Genomic DNA, 16,571 nt, shown 5'->3' with positions numbered 1-16,571 from the left:
GAATGATTCGATTATTCCAATTTGTGAATGCTAGAATGGAAGGGTTTAGAGAAATTGCCACTTTAGCAGAAAGGGTGAAGATCGATGAAAAAGTTATTTAAGGGCGGAAGGGTACTGACGTTAGATAAGAAAATAGGGAACTTTGAGGAGGCTGATATTCTCGTTGAAGGATCTACCATTGTTGAGGTAAGACCTAATATAGAAGCAGGAGACTGTGAAGTGATTGATGCATCGGACATGATCGTGATGCCAGGGTTGGTCGATTCACACCGGCACACATGGGAGTCGCTTATCCGTAACATAGGAGCAGATTGGTCGCTGCAAACGTATTTGAGTAGAATCTATTATGGTGGCTTTGGATCCATGCGCAGACCTGAAGATGATTATATAGCAAACAGGCTTGGTGCTCTAGAAGCATTAGATGCGGGGGTTACTACTCTTCTTGATTGGACAATGATTATTTCCCCTGACCACACAGAAGAGATGATTAGAGGGTTGAAAGACTCTGGAATTAGAGCAGTCTTTGCTCATGGCACTCCGGGAGACACAGAATACTGGAATGCTGACAGTACCATTAATAATGCAGAGGATGCTCGCAGGATAAAAGCGCGCCATTTCTCTTCACGTGATCAGCTGTTAACAATGGGTCTAGCCATTCGCGGCCCTGAGTTTAGTTCTTGGGAAACTAGTGTAAAAGAAATTCAATTAGCAAGAGAGCTGGATGCCGTATGCAGCATGCATCTTGGTTTTGGTACATGGGGATCAACAGCTCGTTCGATTGAAAAGTTAAATGAGGAGAACTTATTAGGAAAAGATTTAAACTTCGTCCACGCCAATGCGATCAGCCCTGAAGAGGTAAAATTATTAGCAGAAAAAGGCGGAAGTATTTCCGTAACACCTGAAATTGAGATGATGATGGGACATGGGTATCCCGCTGTAGGGTTATCGCTTGAAAATGGTGTAAAACCAGCACTCGGAGTCGATGTCGTCACCTCAACAGGCGGGGATATGTTTGCACAAATGAAATTTGCCCTTCAAGCAGAGCGAGCGAGATATAATCAAATTCAACTAGAAAAAGGGATTATGCCAGGTCCCGAGCTGAATTTATCAGCAGAAACGATCTTAGAATGTGCCACCATTGAAGGCGCTAAAGCTCTTATGCTAGAAGATAAAATCGGCACCTTAGCTCCAGGCAAACAAGCGGACCTAATCATGATCCGTACGAAGGATTTAAATATCTTCCCTGTGAATGATCCTGTCGGCACTGTCGTACAAACGGCTAATACAGCCAATGTCGATTCTGTATATGTGGCAGGAGAAGCTGTTAAGAAAGAGGGGAAATTATTGAATGTTGATCTAGCCAGCTTGAAAAAACAAGCGGTTGAAGCAAGAGATTATATGTTAGAGGAATACCGCGAGCAGGTGAATCAGTAACTATAACTGAAGCTTGCTTTCAAGAGCTGCTTACATGCAGCTCTTTTTTAAAAGGATAAAAGCAGCTAGGGTAAAGGAGAGTGCCTCTCTATGAAAACAACGGTACGCTTTAATAAATGGATATCGATTACACTGTTGACTGTTAATCTCTTGTTATTGTTATTATTAGTGGAAGAATTAATCGATGCAACAGAACCAAATTACGGGGTATGGTCATTTTTGATGCCTGTATTTGGTTGGATTTCTTTTTATTACATTAGAATCACGAGCAAAGGAAAGGTTCATGTTTCACTGAAAATCATGCAAGGCTTAAATGTATTTTTTATCGTTTTTCCATTGATCATCATTGGATGGATAATCATTTTAATGGTTTAACAATAGGTAAACAAGCAATAATGGATGAGGTGATTTGATGCAATCTTTTTTTGAGTACATCTGGCAAGTGAGAGAGGAATGGCTCGAATGGTGCAGGCAGATATCAAGGGAAGAGATGCTCAAACCGCGCACTGGCGGACCAGGCAGTATACTATATACACTGTTTCATGTTATTGAGGTAGAATACAGCTGGATTAGAGCCATTCAAGGCAAAGAGGATGAAGTTATTCCATTTGAACAATACGATACGCTGGAACAATTGAAAAAGCTTTCTAATGACTGCCGGGCTGAAATCATGGAGTTTATGGAAGAAGGGTTATTTGCAAACAAAGATGAGCGTGTAAATGTGTCCTGGGAAAATCAATCTTATACTAAAGATGAGATCCTTCACCACGTCATTGCTCATGACATTCACCATATAGGCCAATTATCAGTCTGGGCAAGGGAGCTTGAATTAAAGCCTGTTTCAGCTCATTTTATAGGGAGAACTGAACATGGAAAATCATAATATTCATATCCGAAAAATGACTCAAGAGAATTTTTCAATCATGGCAAAGTGGCTAAGTACTAATGAGGTATTAGAATACTATGGTGATGTGAATGCCCCTTTTTCATTTGAGCAAGTAAAGCAAAAGTACGAACCGCGTGTGCAGGGAGAAGTGAAAGTACCTCCTTTTATCGTCGAGTGGCAAGGCACGCCGATTGGCTTTATGCAGTATTACAAGCTTGCTGAAGAGAAATATAATGAATTTGGATACGGTCATAGTCTCAAGGTGTATGGGATGGATCAATTTATTGGCGAGCCTGCTTTGTTTAATAAAGGGATAGGCACCATAATGGTTTCCTCTTTTGTCAGGAAGGTTATTGAGGAAACTGGAGCGGATACCGTGATTGTCGATCCAGCGGTATCGAATGTTAGAGCGATAAAGTGTTATGAGAAATGTAGATTTAGAAAAGTGAAGCAGATCAATGAGGGAAGAGAGTGGTTGATGGAAGTGAAATGTAATTAGTAACTTCCTATTATTTTAGTTGAGGAGGGAAGATTAAAATGGACATTCATTTTAGACTAGCAACAGAAGGTGATTTGGATTCGATTGTGTATATGCTTGCTGACGATGTATTAGGCAGCAAACGAGAAAAGTATGAACAACCACTCCCAGAAAGTTACATAAACGCCTTCCATTCAATCAAGTCTGATCCAAATAATGAGTTAATCGTTGCCTGCAAAGAGGAGACTGTCGTAGGTGTGCAACAACTAACGTTTACACCTTATTTAACGCATCAAGGAGGATGGAGGGCAACGGTAGAAGGTGTGAGAACAGCCGCATCCGTACGGGGGCAAGGGGTTGGCAGCGAGCTAATTATATGGGCAATCAATCGAGCAAAACAACGAGGCTGTCATGTGATACAACTGACAACAGATAAAGAAAGATCTGATGCCCTGCGCTTTTATGAACGGTTAGGATTTGAAGCCACGCATGAGGGATTAAAATTGAAACTGTAATGTTTATAAAAAAAGTGCGATTCTCAGGATCTAGAATCGCACTTTTTTTATGTTACTGTACGTTTAATTTACATTCTCGAGAACAAAGCTCTCAGTCTGACCGTCCCATTCAATCGTAAATTCAATACGGTCATCACGGGTGGTAACCGCACAGCCGCTGCAGCTGCTTCCACTGCTTGATAGAGAGCCATTTTCGTTTAATTCCCACCCGTTACCTGAGATACTTCCAATCTCAAAGTCTACTGGAGTGGCAGGAGGGTCTTCACCTAAATAGCGAATCAAAAATTCAGTCTGTTCACTATTCTCCTCATAAATATGAGCGGTATAAGTCGCCTCCCACTGGTCGCCTTGCCCGCTAAACTTCACCGTATCTTTCCCGCAAGCAGTGAGAATAAGAAATAGCATAAATAATATTCCAATTCCAATAGCCTTTTTCATCCGCATCCCCCATAATGAATGGTATTTTATATGTTATAGGTTCATTTTAGCATAATATTCCAGTTTTCAGTTAGGCTTTAAATATAATTACTCGATTTTAAGGATGTTTATTTGTTCTACCCGTTTCCTACCTCCACCAGCTTCGATTATGTCAATTACTTTCCTGGACGAAGAAGGCTTCTTCACAAATCCCTCAACCACATGCGCTTCATGCAGCTGCCAATAAGTAACTTTTGCTGGCTGCTGCAAGGCGATTTTTTCTTCTATTATGTACATCAGTTCTTCCATTGCTTGCGGATCAAGTTCTGGTTTTTGCGGGAGATTGCGTTTTTCCCGTTCTGTGCGGATCATCTCCATATGTTCTGGTATCGCCAGCTGTGTCCATTTAATCATACCTCGATATTGCATAATACATCACTTCCTCCCTTTTATAAGAATGTATGTTCGTATTTCGTGTTTAGTATACCCGGAAAGTGACGCAATTAAAAGAGGAGTGAGTACAATTCATGATAATAGAGACGCAATAATTCCTTGAAGGGGCGCAATAAAAGCCAACTGACTCAATAGAAGCTTGAACCCATGGAATAAAGCGAAACACCCGCGCATTAACCTCATAAACCAGCACATTTGAAAACAAGACTGACGCAATCTTCTTTTTAGGGAATGTTGTTCTCTTTAACTGCAAAACAAAGAAGACCTAACAAGTAGCTACCATCCTCCTTGTTAGATCTTTATGCTCTTTAAATCCGTTCCCCTTTTTTCAATCGTTCAATAAATTCATTCAAGTCTTCTTTTTTTACGCGCCAATGTCTGCCGATCTTAAAAGCAGGAATCTTTCCTTCTTGAACTAATTTATACGTAGACACTTCACTTAATTGTAAATACTCAGCGACCTGAGTAACCGTCATAATCTCTTTCTCCATACGATAAGTCCCTCCGAATCAAAGCTAACCTTCCTTTTATCATACTATATAATTCGATTTTGTGCCTATTCATTAGAGATATTTATACTCAGTTATAAATGGTTTAATTCAAAAGTAATTAAAAGGTGATTCATTCAAAAGAAGAGAATATGGACGAAATCGGATGTTTGAACGATAAAAAGTATATTTGTTCCCGCTTACATCGGATTTTAGGTTTTATGTAACTTTGTGGTATGATTCATTCTGTTGAAAACGGGCCTTGGCTTTCGTGAGAGTCGAAAGTCGTAAAAAAAGTTTAACAATTTAATAGAAAGAGGTGCTGAATTGAATATCGAATCAATTAAGCAAGAATGGTTTGGAAATGTACGGGGAGATGTGCTAGCGGGACTAGTCGTCGCACTAGCATTAATCCCAGAGGCGATTGCCTTTTCCATCATTGCCGGAGTGGACCCGATGGTTGGGCTGTATGCCTCTTTTTGTATTGCGGTGGTGATCGCCTTTGTAGGTGGACGACCTGGTATGATCTCAGCTGCAACAGGGGCTATGGCGCTAGTTATGGTTACACTTGTTGCTGAGCACGGGCTGCAATACTTACTTGCAGCTACGATTTTAACGGGAATCATTCAAATTATTTTTGGGATTTTCAAGCTTGCTAGATTTATGCGTTTTGTGCCTAGGTCTGTTATGGTTGGCTTCGTAAATGCCCTTGCCATCCTGATCTTTATGGCTCAGCTTGATCAATTTGTAGACGCGACATGGGTCATGTATGCATTAGTTGCTGTGACACTTGCGATTATTTATTTGCTGCCGCGTGTAACAAAGGCTGTGCCATCAGCTCTAGCAGCAATTGTAGCGATTACAGCATTTGTTATTTTTATGAACATTGATGTTCGTACAGTAGGGGATATGGGTGCGCTGCAGCAAGCACTTCCGATGTTCTTGATTCCGCAAATCCCGTTTAATTTAGAAACACTCATGATTATCCTTCCTTATTCATTCGCATTAGCGATTGTTGGTCTCCTTGAATCATTACTGACGGCGAATATTGTTGATGATATGACAGATACGGAAAGTGATAAGAATAAAGAGAGCCGCGGACAAGGGATTGCAAATATTGTAGCTGGTTTCTTCGGCGGTATGGCTGGTTGCGCCATGATTGGTCAATCGGTGATCAACGTGAAGTCAGGCGGACGTGGGCGTTTATCAGCACTTGTTGCAGGTGTAGTGCTTATGTTCTTGATCTTGGTATTAGGTGGCCTTGTTGTTCAAATTCCAATGGCTGCTTTAGTCGGGGTTATGTTCATGGTATCCATTAGTACGTTTGATTGGGGTTCAATCCGCCACATTAATAAAGTGCCGCGTACAGATGCCATCGTTATGATCGTAACGGTTGCAACAGTTGTTATCACGCATAACTTAGCAATTGGTGTATTTGCTGGTGTACTTCTAAGTGCGATTTTCTTCGCTGCGAAAATTTCTAAAGTAGATGTCGAAGGAATTAGAGGACAGTCGAGTGCTAAGAGGATCTACCGCATCAGAGGGCAAATTTTCTTCGCTTCGGTAACAGATTTAATTAATAAATTTGATTACAAAGAAGATATAAAGGAAGTTGTTCTTGACTTGTCAGAAGCTCATTTATGGGATGATTCAGCTATTGGTGCGTTTGACAAGATTGAATCAAAGTTTGAACAAAATGATATTAAAGTAAGCTACGCTGGCCTTAACAGCGAAAGCGAACAGTTAAAAGAACGTATCGGAGGCTTATCTAAAGCATCTGGACATTAATCATTTATAAAGAGAGGTTGATTGTAAGAGATTGCAATCAACCTTTTAATAAATATAAAAGGAGAATGAATCATGTATCGCAAAATACTATTGGCTGCAGATGGTTCAGAGCACTCATTCAGAGCTGCGAAAGAGGCAAGAACATTACTGGATCCTAAAGAGGGGAAAGTTGATATTGTCTATGTTGTAAGCGGTTCATCTTCTAGACAAGACGTCTTGCACCATGCGAGTAAAGAAGAAATGGACTATGCAAGAAAAGAAAAAGTTAGAGGAATTGCAGAGCTTTTTGAAGATGAAGGCATCTCGTGCACGATCCACGTTTTACGCGGTGAGCCAGGACCTGCAATCGTTGATTTTGCCAATAAAGGTGAATATGGGTGCTTGGTTATTGGCAGCCGCGGATTAAATAACCTTCAGACAATGGTGCTCGGAAGCGTCAGCCATAAAGTGGCGAAGCGAGTGGAATGTCCGGTCATGATTGTGAAGTAAATAGGTGGTAGAGAGGCTGGTACTAAGTGTAGTATCAGCTTTTTTTATTGTGGAGTTTATGGTGTGAAGCTCGATAAGGAAACTGACGCAATTAAGCCTGACATCGACGCAATTGGCAGATGAATCTATACAATTACTCGTCCACTCGGCGCATAAAATACCAACTGACGCATTTGTTGCTCCAACAGACGCAATAAAGCCAAACACCCGCGCAATCAACCGCAGCATCCACGCATTTCCCGCCCACACTCACGCAATCGCATCCGGCACCCCTCCCTCCAATATTTTTATGTTTATAAGAACGTTTGTTCGTGTATAATAAGCTTAAAGAGAGAAAAAGGGGGAAGTAGGATGTTCAATTATGAAGCATTCCCTAAACAGTCTTATTTATGCTGTGATTTAAAGAGTTTTTATGCGAGTGTGTCGGCTGTGAAGCTTGGTCTGCACCCGTTTGTAACAAAGCTTGCTGTCGTTGGAGATACAAAACGTAACGGAAGTGTGGTGCTTGCGGCGACACCTAAATTAAAAGAAATGGGCATCAAAACTGGTTCAAGGCTGTTCGAGATTCCAAAAGATCCTGATATCGTCGTTGTGAACGCGGAAATGGAGGAGTTTTTAAAAATTTCGACCGAGATTACATTACATATGGAGCAATATGTTCCGCCAGAGGACATCTTTGTGTATTCGATTGATGAGGCGTTTATTAAACTTACCTCAAAGCTTCATCAAGGAAGGGAGAATCAGCGTGAATTTGCACGTATGCTGCAGCAGTCGATTAAATCATGCTTCGGATTAACGCTTGCTGTCGGCTCATCTTCTTGCAATATGCTTTTATCTAAAGTAGCTTTAGACATCGAGGCTAAAAAGCAGGAGGATCATTTTGCCCACTGGGATTATGAGGACGTTGAAACGAAGCTGTGGAGAATTCAGCCATTATCAGATATGTGGGGGATTGGGCGCCGCTATGAGAAAACATTAATGAATATGGGAATCCGCTCGGTCGCACAGCTTGCGAATTCCTCTCTTAAACGTCTTGAATTTAAATTCGGCAAAGTGATGGGACAGCAGTTGTATCAGCATGCGTGGGGAATCGATGTCAGTGACATTCATAAGCCAGCAAAAATTAAATCGAAAAGCTATTCCGTCGGTCAAATTTTACTTAGAGATTATGTCGGGACCGAAGAAATTAAAACGGTTATTCTTGAAATGTGTGAGGAGGTTGTGCGCCGTGCAAGGAAAAAAAGAGCAGCAGGCCGAACGATCAGCCTTGGTCTAGGCTATAGTAAAAACGAAGGCGGGGGAGGGTTTTCCCGGCAGCTCACAGTTGATGAGCCGACAAACAGCACGCTCGATATTTACAATGCCTGTTTAAAACTTTTAAACAAACATTATCACGGGGAAACGGTTAGGCAGGTGTATGTGGCCCTTTCAAAAGTACAGCCGGATACCGAGCGCCAGTTATCTCTATTTGTAGATGAGGAAGAAGTGACTCGTAAGCGGGAGCTTGGTTATGTGATGGATTCAATTCGAGAAAAGTACGGGGCAACAGCGATTCTTCGTGCAAGCTCGTATACAAAAGGCGGGACAACGAGACATAGGAGCGGCTTGATCGCCGGACATAAAAAGTAAGTGAGAAACTCTCGGGATCTTCTGATATCCGGGAGTTGTTTAGCTTCAATTACTTTAACGATAAGAAACTTTTTGCAGTTGAATCTTTCTAAAAAAAGAAACAACCGTTACAATATCAACTAATGATGTTTTGAGAGAAGGGTTAGAATGTTGATGAGAAAAGTAAAGCTTCGTACCGTGATTCTGCTGCTTGTATGTATGGTCGTTTTATTATCTTTGTTTATCACAGACCTCTTAGTCTCAAGGTCGATTAATGAGAACAGCATGCGTTATGAAGAAGAGAAGGCTCTTACGACAGCTAGGATTGTTGCTGATTCTGATATTGTGATAAGTGGGTTAGAAAACCAAGAAACAGATGCCGTACAAGTATATGCCAATCGTGTACGAAGCTCTGCTGAGGTGCTGTTTGTGGTCGTGTTAGATATGAACGGTATCCGTTATTCCCATCCAAATGAGGAGATGGTCGGCCAACCGTTTGAAGGCGGTGATGAGAAAGAGGTCTTTTTAAATCAAGAGTATAGCTCAATCTCCGAAGGAACTCTAACTACTTCACTTCGGTCCTTTACACCCGTTTTAGATGATGAGGGGGAACAAATTGGGGCTGTAGTCGTTGGGATCTCGCTTGAGTATATTGATCAGATGATTAACCAGAACCACAGAAATATTTTGCTAGGATCGCTGTTTGGCTTGCTGGCTGGGGTTCTCGGGGCTTTTTTCATGGCAAGATACATAAAGAAAACATTATACGGCCTTGAACCTAAACAGATTGCAAGCATTTTAGGAGAGCGGAATGCGATGCTTGAATCGGTACATGAAGGGATTATTGCCGTAGATGAAGAGGGGAAAATAACGCTCGTTAATAAATCTGCTCGTAAGTTGTTAAAGCGTGCCGGACTAAAAGAAGATCCGATCGGAGTTGATATTGCTTCGTTCCTGCCTATGACAGGACTAGAACGAGTGCTTAAGACAGGAAGGGCTGAGCTAGGAGATGAGCTTGTTATTAATGACATGTCCTTCATTGTGAATCGTGCGCCGCTTATCGTTGATGATAAAGTAATTGGAGCGATCTCGACATTACGTGATAAAACAGAAGTGAAAGAGCTCGCGCAGCAATTAACTGGTGTAAAGCTGTATGTCGAAGCTCTTCGCTCACAATCCCATGAGGTGAAAAATAATCTGCATGTGATCTTAGGGATGCTTCGGATTGGGACGTATGATCAGTTAAAGGAGTTTATCCTGAAATTAGTCGATCACAAAAGTCATGAAATCAGCCAAGTGCAGCACGTACGAGACCCTGTCTTATCAGGTTTTCTATTAGGTAAATTAAGCTATGCGAAAGAATGCGGTGTTACCCTGACCATAAAAAGTCAGACACCTATTCATAAATCAACTGATCAAGAAATGGTGCATGAGATGATTACAATCCTCGGAAATGTGATCAATAATGCGATTGAAGCTGTTGCTGAGTCGCCGTTTAAAAAAGTAGAAATGACTCTTGCAGTAAAAAGGGGCAAATTGCACATAGAAGTGAAGGATACAGGTCCGGGCATTAAGACTGAACAATTGAAAGAAATATTCACTAAAGGCTACTCTACAAAAGGAGAAGGGCGCGGATACGGCTTAGCCAACGTTAAAGACAGTATTGATCACCTTTCTGGTCACTTGACGATCGATACAGTCGTAGGTGCAGGAACAACGATTATGATTGATATACCATATGATGCAGAGGAGAATGACCGTGATTAACGTACTTATTTTAGATGATGATGGTTGCATCGTTTAATAAACAATATGTAGAAGAAATAAAAGGCTTTCAACTGGCAGGTTTGGCAAAATGCTTCGATGAGGCGAAGCAGCTGTTAGAGGAAAACGATATACAATTGCTCTTACTAGACATTTATATGCCTGGTAAAAATGGGCTTGAATTGCTGCAATATATTCGTAAAGAGACGGCTTACAATGTCGATGTAATTCTAGTTACAGCTGCTGACGATGTGGATAGTATTCAAACGGCGCTCAGGTACGGGGCAGTTGATTACATTATTAAGCCGTTTGAATTCGAACGCTTTAATAAAGCATTAACAACCTATCGTGAAAAGCACAGTCTGCTCAAGGCCCAGCAGTCATTAAAGCAAGAAGAATTAGATGCAAGCATTCTTCACCAACAAGAGAAAAAGAATATGACGCTGCCAAAAGGCCTTACTCCGAATACGCTTCAGGTGATAGCAGCAGCCATTGTCGATAAAGAAAATGAACCCTTTACAACGGATGAAATAGCAGAAACTGTACAAATCTCGCGTGTTTCTGTCAGAAAATACATTAAGTATTTAAAAGAGATTGGAGCCCTGGCCGAGAGAATGACGTATGGAGCGATCGGAAGACCTTTTTATGTGTACGTCAATAGAAATTTAACGAAATCGTCTTTTCAAGATTTAGTATAAGCAGCCGTTATGGCTGCTTTTTTTAATTACAAAAGGTTACTTATCTTTCATAAACTATTCGATTTGATGTGATGAGTATAGACTTAGGTTCAAGATTATTGAAACCGATTACACCAAGGGGGAAAACATGATGACTGAAAGCAATCTTCGTGAGAGAGCCATTCAATTACATAGAGAACATAACGGTAAAATAGAGATGGTGAGCAAAGTAGATATTCATACTGAATCTGATCTCAGCCTGGTTTACACACCTGGAGTAGGAGATGTATGCAAGGAAATTGAGAAAAATCCTGAACAGTTGAACACCTTAACTTCAAGAGGGAATTCAGTAGCCGTTGTCACTGATGGAACCGCTGTCTTGGGTCTTGGTGATATTGGACCTGGAGCAGCGATGCCTGTAATGGAAGGCAAATGTATGCTGTTTAAAAAGTTTGCAGATCTTAATGCTTTCCCTATTTGTTTGGATACAAAAGACGTTGATGAAATTGTGGCAATTGTGAAAGCGCTGCAACCAACATTTGCCGGAATTAATTTAGAAGATATCTCAGCTCCGCGCTGTTTTGAAATTGAAAAGCGGTTGAAAGAGGAGCTGGACATTCCTGTTTTCCATGACGATCAACACGGAACAGCGATTGTCGTATTAGCAGGGTTATTGAACAGTTTAAAAGTCGTTGGCAAGCATATGAGCCAGGTTAAAGTCGTCATCAACGGCGCAGGGGCAGCAGGCATCTCGATTGCTAATTTACTGCTTGAGGCAGGCTTTCGTGATCTGACTCTTGTCAGCTTAGAAGGGGTTGTTCACAAAGACGAAACGTGGCTAAATCCGAGTCAAAAAGAGATGGCTGCTATCACCAATAAACAAGATTGTAAAGGCCGCTTGAAGGATGCGATTGTTGAGGCGGATGTCTTTATCGGTGTCTCTGGTCCCGCTGCTTTAAAAGCTGAAGAGGTCAAATTGATGGCAGCTGATCCGATCGTGTTTGCTATGGCAAATCCAATCCCAGAAATATATCCTGAAGAGGCGCTTTCTGCAGGAGCAAAAGTGATCGGCACCGGTCGTTCAGATTATCCGAATCAAATTAATAATCTCCTCGCATTCCCAGGAATTTTCAGAGGGGCGATTGATTCAGGAGCAACAGACATTACTATTGAGATGAAAATTGCTGCAGCCTATGCGATCGCGAACGTTATACCAGAAGGAGAACTTGCGCCTGATTACGTCATTCCGCATGCACTTAACGAGCAAGTCGCTGATGTTGTTGCGAAATCAGTAGCAGATGAAGCTTTAAAAACAAGGAAACAAGTAGTGAAAACGAGCTAGAGCATAGATAGAGTAGAGAGGAGTGCAAGAGATGGGAGAATCAGCAAAGAAACTTCACAAAGAAGAATTAACTGCAAACGAACTAAAAGTGTATGATAGGAAAAGAAAAGACCAACTCAAAATTATGGGCCTGCCGCTAGTTTGGTTTGCTGTTTTTTTAGCGATTACACTAGTGACACTTTATACAGGAAACCTGCCAACAGGAATGATTGGAAGTCTTCTAGTAATGGTGGTTTTAGGAGAGGCGCTTGGTTGGATTGGTGACCGTCTGCCAATTATTAAGTCGTATTTAGGCGGGGGAGCGATTGTTGCGATTTTTGGTTCGGCATATATGGTGTATGCCGGTCTCCTTCCTGAAAGTGTGATCACAGGCGTCGATGAATTTATGACAACAGGCGGATTTCTTGATTTCTATATAGCTGCGTTAATTACAGGAAGTATCCTAGGAATGAATTCAAAAGTGCTAGTCAAAATAGGCGTACGTTATTTTGTACCGATTTTTGGAGCGGTCATCGGTGCAATGGTTATTGCCGGGATTGTAGGTTTCTTAATTGGGTTTTCCGTTCAAGATGCTGTGTTAGTAATCGCCCTGCCAATCTTAGGCGGCGGCATGGGGGCTGGGGCAATCCCAATGGCGCAGGTGTATTCTGAGTTTTTAGGGAATCCTCCGAGCTATTATATTTCAATTCTCGTGCCGGCACTCGCACTCGGAAATGTCTTTGCAATCGTTTTTGCGAGTCTGTTAAACTCGCTTGGAAATAAAATGCCGTCTTTATCTGGAAATGGTCAGTTGATTCCAGGATTTAAAATTGAAGAAAAACAGTCAAGCTTTGATATTTCTAAAATGGGTATCGGACTTCTAGCTGCTCTTTTATTCTTTGCATTAGGGCATCTGCTAGGAGCATTTATTCCGCTTCACCCATATGCGTTAATGATTATGTTAGTCGCGTTGGTGAAAATACTTGATCTTATTCCTGAAACAGTCGTTGAAGGAGCAAGCCAGTGGTATCAATTTGTGGCAAAAACATGGACGCTTGCTTTATTATTCGGAATTGGGGTAGCCTTCACGGATCTTGATTCAGTCTTAGCCGCACTAAGCCTGCAGTATATTCTACTTGTTGCGGGTGTGGTTTTCGGAGCAGTGTTAGGAGCAGCATTACTTGGTCGTTTAGTTGGATTCTATCCGATCGAGTCTGCAATCTCAGCTGGTTTATGTATGGTCAATATGGGCGGTACGGGAGACGTTGCCGTTTTATCTGCAGCTAAACGCATGCAGTTAATGCCTTTTGCACAAATTGCATCAAGACTTGGCGGCGCGCTCATCCTTCTTTTAGCCGGATTGATTATACCGCTGCTCGTTTAATAGAATTCTTTCTTTACACACCCTTACTTCAAATTGAAGTGAGGGTGTTTTATAAAATAGGATTTAATTCCTAATATTCGGGTATATAACCAATCAGGGATGGTAAACATTTCCTAAATAAAATAAGCATTCCTTAGAGAGGATGACAAGAGTGACGGAGACAAATAACTTACCTCTGCCTTATTTTAAAATTGATCGATCCTACGACGTACTACAGCAATCCAATTCTGCATTTAACCTGTTTGGAACCGTCATGAACCTTTCTGCAATTGTAGACCAAGATAGTTTATTTAAAAGTAAGCTTCTGCAGGTCAACGCGCTAAATATTGAATTAGTATTAAAAACCTCGAAAAACCCACTTGCTTTATTTGAATGTTCAATCGAATGGTTTGAAGATACCGGCTTCTTACTTTGCGCACCTTCCAATCACATGATTCCCAAATTAGAGCAGCTAGTCAAAGAGCATCAAAAACGGTTAGCATCAACAAACTTTGAATTACTTGAGCAAAAAGAAGAGCTGCATGCCTTATTAACAAAAATACTTAGATTATCAGCCCCGATTCTCGATATTGATGATCATAGAGCAGTCATCTCGTTCTTTGGTGATTTAAACGCTGGATTGATAAAGGTAAATACGCATTCTCTGCTAAATAGAGCGTATGAAAAATCATATAATGAATTGTTGATTGATTTTAGCGGTGTTGGAGAGATTACCGAAGAGGGAATGAATCAGTTTGTAAAGTTAATCAACCAGTTTAAATTTATGGGAATGACGATCGGAATCAGCGGCATTAAGCCTGACCAAGCATTAGATTTAAAGAAAAACAAGATAAAAGAGGACATTGTATTCAAAAACAGTTTAAAACACTTTTTGAACGTAAATAAAAGAACGACTTCTTAGTTAGAGTAGTCGTTCTCAATCCGTCTTCGTTTTTTTAGATAATAATAGTAATATTTGCGAGAAAACCGCTAGAATCGGCAGCTCAAGCAGCGGACCGATGACGAGTATGAGAGCAATAAAAGGTTCGTCAGGAAAAGCCGTCATTGCAATGGCTAGAGCGAGAGGTGAATTTCTAGCCAGTGTTGTCATACTCAAGCTCGCACAATCCCTGTATGAAAACTTAAGGAGCTTGCCGGCTTTTTGAGAAATAAAGAAATTAACGATGAAAAATAGCAAGATTGGAAGCAAAATAATCCATAGTAAATCTAAGTGCTCTAGCAGCAGTTGGCCATGGGCTGCAAACATCGCCATAATCGCAAGACTTAATAAAACGATAGGTATCGTGCTTAGCTTATTTAGTAACGATTCCTGCAGTGCTTTACGTTTCTTTAAGAATAGATTGGTTAACACAGCGAGTAAAAGAGGAAGCAGCAACACGATTAACACGCTCTCTACTAAAAAGCTGAACTCAACGACACCAGACGACCCAGCAAACAGTATTAAATAGATAGGCAGCAGCACAACTTGAAGCACCAAGTTCAACGGCAGAATCGCAGTGGATAGAGCAACATTTCCTTTTGCAATGCCTGTGAAAATTAAATACCAATCTGTGCACGGTGTCACCATCAGCATGATGAAACCAATATAGAGCGCCGGATGATCACTTAAAAAAATCATTGCTAATAACCAAGCAAAAACAGGTGTCCAGACAAAATTCAGCAAGAGTGAGGTTGAGGTGAATTTGATGTTTTTGAACGCTTTTTTCAATTGATCAAGCGGTATTTGTAAAAAGGTGATGTAGAGCATAGCTAATAAAAAAGGAACAATAAGACTCTCAGCATGAATACGTATCAGATCGACTTGACCTAGGCTTAAGCCAAGGATAACCGCCGCTAAAATAATGATGGAATATAATTTTTCAATAACACTCATTCAACATGACAACTCTTTTCAAGATGTAGTAGTGTTCATTTTACCATATTCAGACTTTATCAAGTCAGGGGAAAAATTCTTTCAGTCGATGATATTTTTTATCCAAACAGGGTATTGTATGGTAGTAGGAAAAATGTCGTCCAATTTTGTACATAGTAAATGACAGGAGGAATGTATGTGAGTAAAGTAGCGGTTATTACTGGTGGCGGCAGCGGATTAGGTCAGTCTTGTGCGATTCGTTTAGCTGAAGAAGGGGTAAATATTGCAGTTGTCGATGTAAGTGATGAAGGTGGTAATCAAACCGTTGAAGCGGTTAAAGAACTCGGCCAGGATGCGATTTTTATTAAAGCAGATGTCTCAAAAGCAGAAGATGTGAAAAGATATGTAGATGAGACGATAGAGTATTTTGGCACGATTGATTATTTTTTCAATAATGCAGGAATCTCAGGAAGCGGAGCGTATTTTCTTGAGACAGATATTAAGGAAATTGAACAGATTGTCGGGATTAACTTGCTAGGTGCTTTGTATGGCATTCGATATGTCGCAGAAGTGATGCTGAAAAATGGAGGCGGCTCGATTGTCAATACCGCTTCAAGTGCTGGCGTAATTGGGCAGGATACGGTCGTCACCTATTCAGCAACAAAGCATGGGATCGTCGGCTTAACGAAGAGTCTGGTCGCAGAGTATGCAAAAGATGGGCTCAGGGTAAATGCGATTGCCCCAGGACCTACTGAAACGCCAATGGTGAAGTCTTATTTTGAAGCGAATCCGAAAATGAAAGAAAGTGCAGAAAGCGGCATCCCGCAAAAACGGCTTGGAACACCAGAAGAAGTAGCGGAACTGGTCACATTTTTGCTAACATCAAAAGCAGAATATATTAACGGTGAAGTCATCAGAATTGATGGAGGCTTTACGAATACTAAATTTTAATGCCTAAAAGCAGTCCATATCATCAGGGTATGGACTGCTTTTTTCATTAAAATTAGAATGATGTAA

At 41.0% G+C, this 16,571-nt stretch carries 18 protein-coding genes; 14 read left to right on the top strand and 4 right to left on the bottom strand.

Going from position 1 to position 16,571, the window contains the following annotated elements:
• The first annotated feature begins 84 nt into the window (after positions 1 to 84).
• From BPOF4_RS10035 to BPOF4_RS10015, 5 genes are all read left to right on the top strand, one after another.
• Complete coding sequence (locus tag BPOF4_RS10035) at positions 85 to 1,434, top strand: amidohydrolase family protein (protein WP_012959039.1); 1,350 nt, start codon at positions 85 to 87, stop codon at positions 1,432 to 1,434.
• A 90-nt stretch (positions 1,435 to 1,524) separates the two neighbouring features.
• Positions 1,525 to 1,809 carry a hypothetical protein gene (locus tag BPOF4_RS10030; RefSeq protein WP_012959038.1) on the top strand — a complete coding sequence of 95 codons (285 nt, stop codon included), beginning with the start codon at positions 1,525 to 1,527 and terminating at the stop codon, positions 1,807 to 1,809.
• A gap of 37 nt (positions 1,810 to 1,846) precedes the next feature.
• On the top strand, positions 1,847 to 2,317 hold the full coding sequence (locus tag BPOF4_RS10025; protein ID WP_012959037.1) for a DinB family protein: 471 nt from the start codon (positions 1,847 to 1,849) through the stop codon (positions 2,315 to 2,317).
• On the top strand, positions 2,304 to 2,819 hold the full coding sequence (locus tag BPOF4_RS10020) for a GNAT family N-acetyltransferase (protein WP_012959036.1): 516 nt from the start codon (positions 2,304 to 2,306) through the stop codon (positions 2,817 to 2,819). The genes BPOF4_RS10025 and BPOF4_RS10020 overlap by 14 nt, the downstream gene beginning before the upstream one ends.
• Before the next feature lie 38 nt (positions 2,820 to 2,857).
• Complete coding sequence (locus BPOF4_RS10015) at positions 2,858 to 3,313, top strand: GNAT family N-acetyltransferase (protein ID WP_012959035.1); 456 nt, start codon at positions 2,858 to 2,860, stop codon at positions 3,311 to 3,313.
• Between the two features lie 63 nt (positions 3,314 to 3,376).
• Here the strand turns inward: BPOF4_RS10015 and BPOF4_RS21215 are convergent, their stop codons facing one another.
• From BPOF4_RS21215 to BPOF4_RS10000, 3 genes are all read right to left on the bottom strand, one after another.
• Complete coding sequence (locus BPOF4_RS21215) at positions 3,377 to 3,751, bottom strand: hypothetical protein (protein ID WP_012959034.1); 375 nt, start codon at positions 3,749 to 3,751, stop codon at positions 3,377 to 3,379.
• Positions 3,752 to 3,838: 87 nt separating this feature from the next.
• Positions 3,839 to 4,159: a YolD-like family protein gene (locus BPOF4_RS10005; RefSeq protein ID WP_012959033.1), complete on the bottom strand. Its 321-nt coding sequence runs from the start codon at positions 4,157 to 4,159 to the stop codon at positions 3,839 to 3,841.
• 332 nt (positions 4,160 to 4,491) lie between these two features.
• Positions 4,492 to 4,674, bottom strand: a complete 183-nt coding sequence (locus tag BPOF4_RS10000; RefSeq protein WP_012959032.1) for a helix-turn-helix domain-containing protein — start codon at positions 4,672 to 4,674, stop codon at positions 4,492 to 4,494.
• 324 nt (positions 4,675 to 4,998) lie between these two features.
• Here BPOF4_RS10000 and BPOF4_RS09995 point away from each other — a divergent pair, with 324 nt between their 5' ends.
• From BPOF4_RS09995 to BPOF4_RS09960, 8 genes are all read left to right on the top strand, one after another.
• Complete coding sequence (locus BPOF4_RS09995; RefSeq protein ID WP_012959031.1) at positions 4,999 to 6,459, top strand: SulP family inorganic anion transporter; 1,461 nt, start codon at positions 4,999 to 5,001, stop codon at positions 6,457 to 6,459.
• A 72-nt stretch (positions 6,460 to 6,531) separates the two neighbouring features.
• Positions 6,532 to 6,948 carry a universal stress protein gene (locus tag BPOF4_RS09990; RefSeq protein ID WP_012959030.1) on the top strand — a complete coding sequence of 139 codons (417 nt, stop codon included), beginning with the start codon at positions 6,532 to 6,534 and terminating at the stop codon, positions 6,946 to 6,948.
• Positions 6,949 to 7,299: 351 nt separating this feature from the next.
• The gene (locus BPOF4_RS09985; RefSeq protein WP_012959029.1) at positions 7,300 to 8,577 is read left to right on the top strand and encodes a Y-family DNA polymerase; all 1,278 of its coding nucleotides are present in this window, start codon (positions 7,300 to 7,302) and stop codon (positions 8,575 to 8,577) included.
• Between the two features lie 147 nt (positions 8,578 to 8,724).
• A complete protein-coding gene (gene dcuS / locus BPOF4_RS09980) occupies positions 8,725 to 10,323 on the top strand; it encodes a DcuS/MalK family sensor histidine kinase (protein ID WP_012959028.1) in 1,599 nt (532 codons plus the stop codon).
• Positions 10,324 to 10,337: 14 nt separating this feature from the next.
• Positions 10,338 to 11,018: a response regulator gene (locus BPOF4_RS09975; RefSeq protein WP_337999200.1), complete on the top strand. Its 681-nt coding sequence runs from the start codon at positions 10,338 to 10,340 to the stop codon at positions 11,016 to 11,018.
• A gap of 130 nt (positions 11,019 to 11,148) precedes the next feature.
• Complete coding sequence (locus tag BPOF4_RS09970) at positions 11,149 to 12,339, top strand: NAD(P)-dependent malic enzyme (protein ID WP_012959026.1); 1,191 nt, start codon at positions 11,149 to 11,151, stop codon at positions 12,337 to 12,339.
• Between the two features lie 31 nt (positions 12,340 to 12,370).
• On the top strand, positions 12,371 to 13,702 hold the full coding sequence (locus BPOF4_RS09965; protein WP_012959025.1) for a 2-hydroxycarboxylate transporter family protein: 1,332 nt from the start codon (positions 12,371 to 12,373) through the stop codon (positions 13,700 to 13,702).
• Positions 13,703 to 13,853: 151 nt separating this feature from the next.
• Positions 13,854 to 14,603: an STAS domain-containing protein gene (locus tag BPOF4_RS09960; protein ID WP_012959024.1), complete on the top strand. Its 750-nt coding sequence runs from the start codon at positions 13,854 to 13,856 to the stop codon at positions 14,601 to 14,603.
• A gap of 15 nt (positions 14,604 to 14,618) precedes the next feature.
• Here BPOF4_RS09960 and BPOF4_RS09955 read toward each other — a convergent pair whose 3' ends face one another.
• Positions 14,619 to 15,575 (bottom strand): arsenic resistance protein, encoded by a 957-nt coding sequence (locus BPOF4_RS09955; protein ID WP_012959023.1) that lies wholly within the window; start codon positions 15,573 to 15,575, stop codon positions 14,619 to 14,621.
• A gap of 177 nt (positions 15,576 to 15,752) precedes the next feature.
• On the opposite strand from BPOF4_RS09955, the gene BPOF4_RS09950 reads away from it, so the two are divergent.
• Entirely contained in the window at positions 15,753 to 16,505 is a 753-nt protein-coding gene (locus tag BPOF4_RS09950; protein ID WP_012959022.1) for an SDR family NAD(P)-dependent oxidoreductase, read from the top strand.
• The last annotated feature ends 66 nt before the right edge of the window (positions 16,506 to 16,571 follow it).

Source organism: Alkalihalophilus pseudofirmus OF4, assembly GCF_000005825.2.
GTDB classification, from domain to species: Bacteria; Bacillota; Bacilli; order Bacillales; family Bacillaceae_D; genus Alkalihalophilus; species Alkalihalophilus pseudofirmus.
This window is presented reverse-complemented; position numbering and strand designations above follow the sequence as displayed.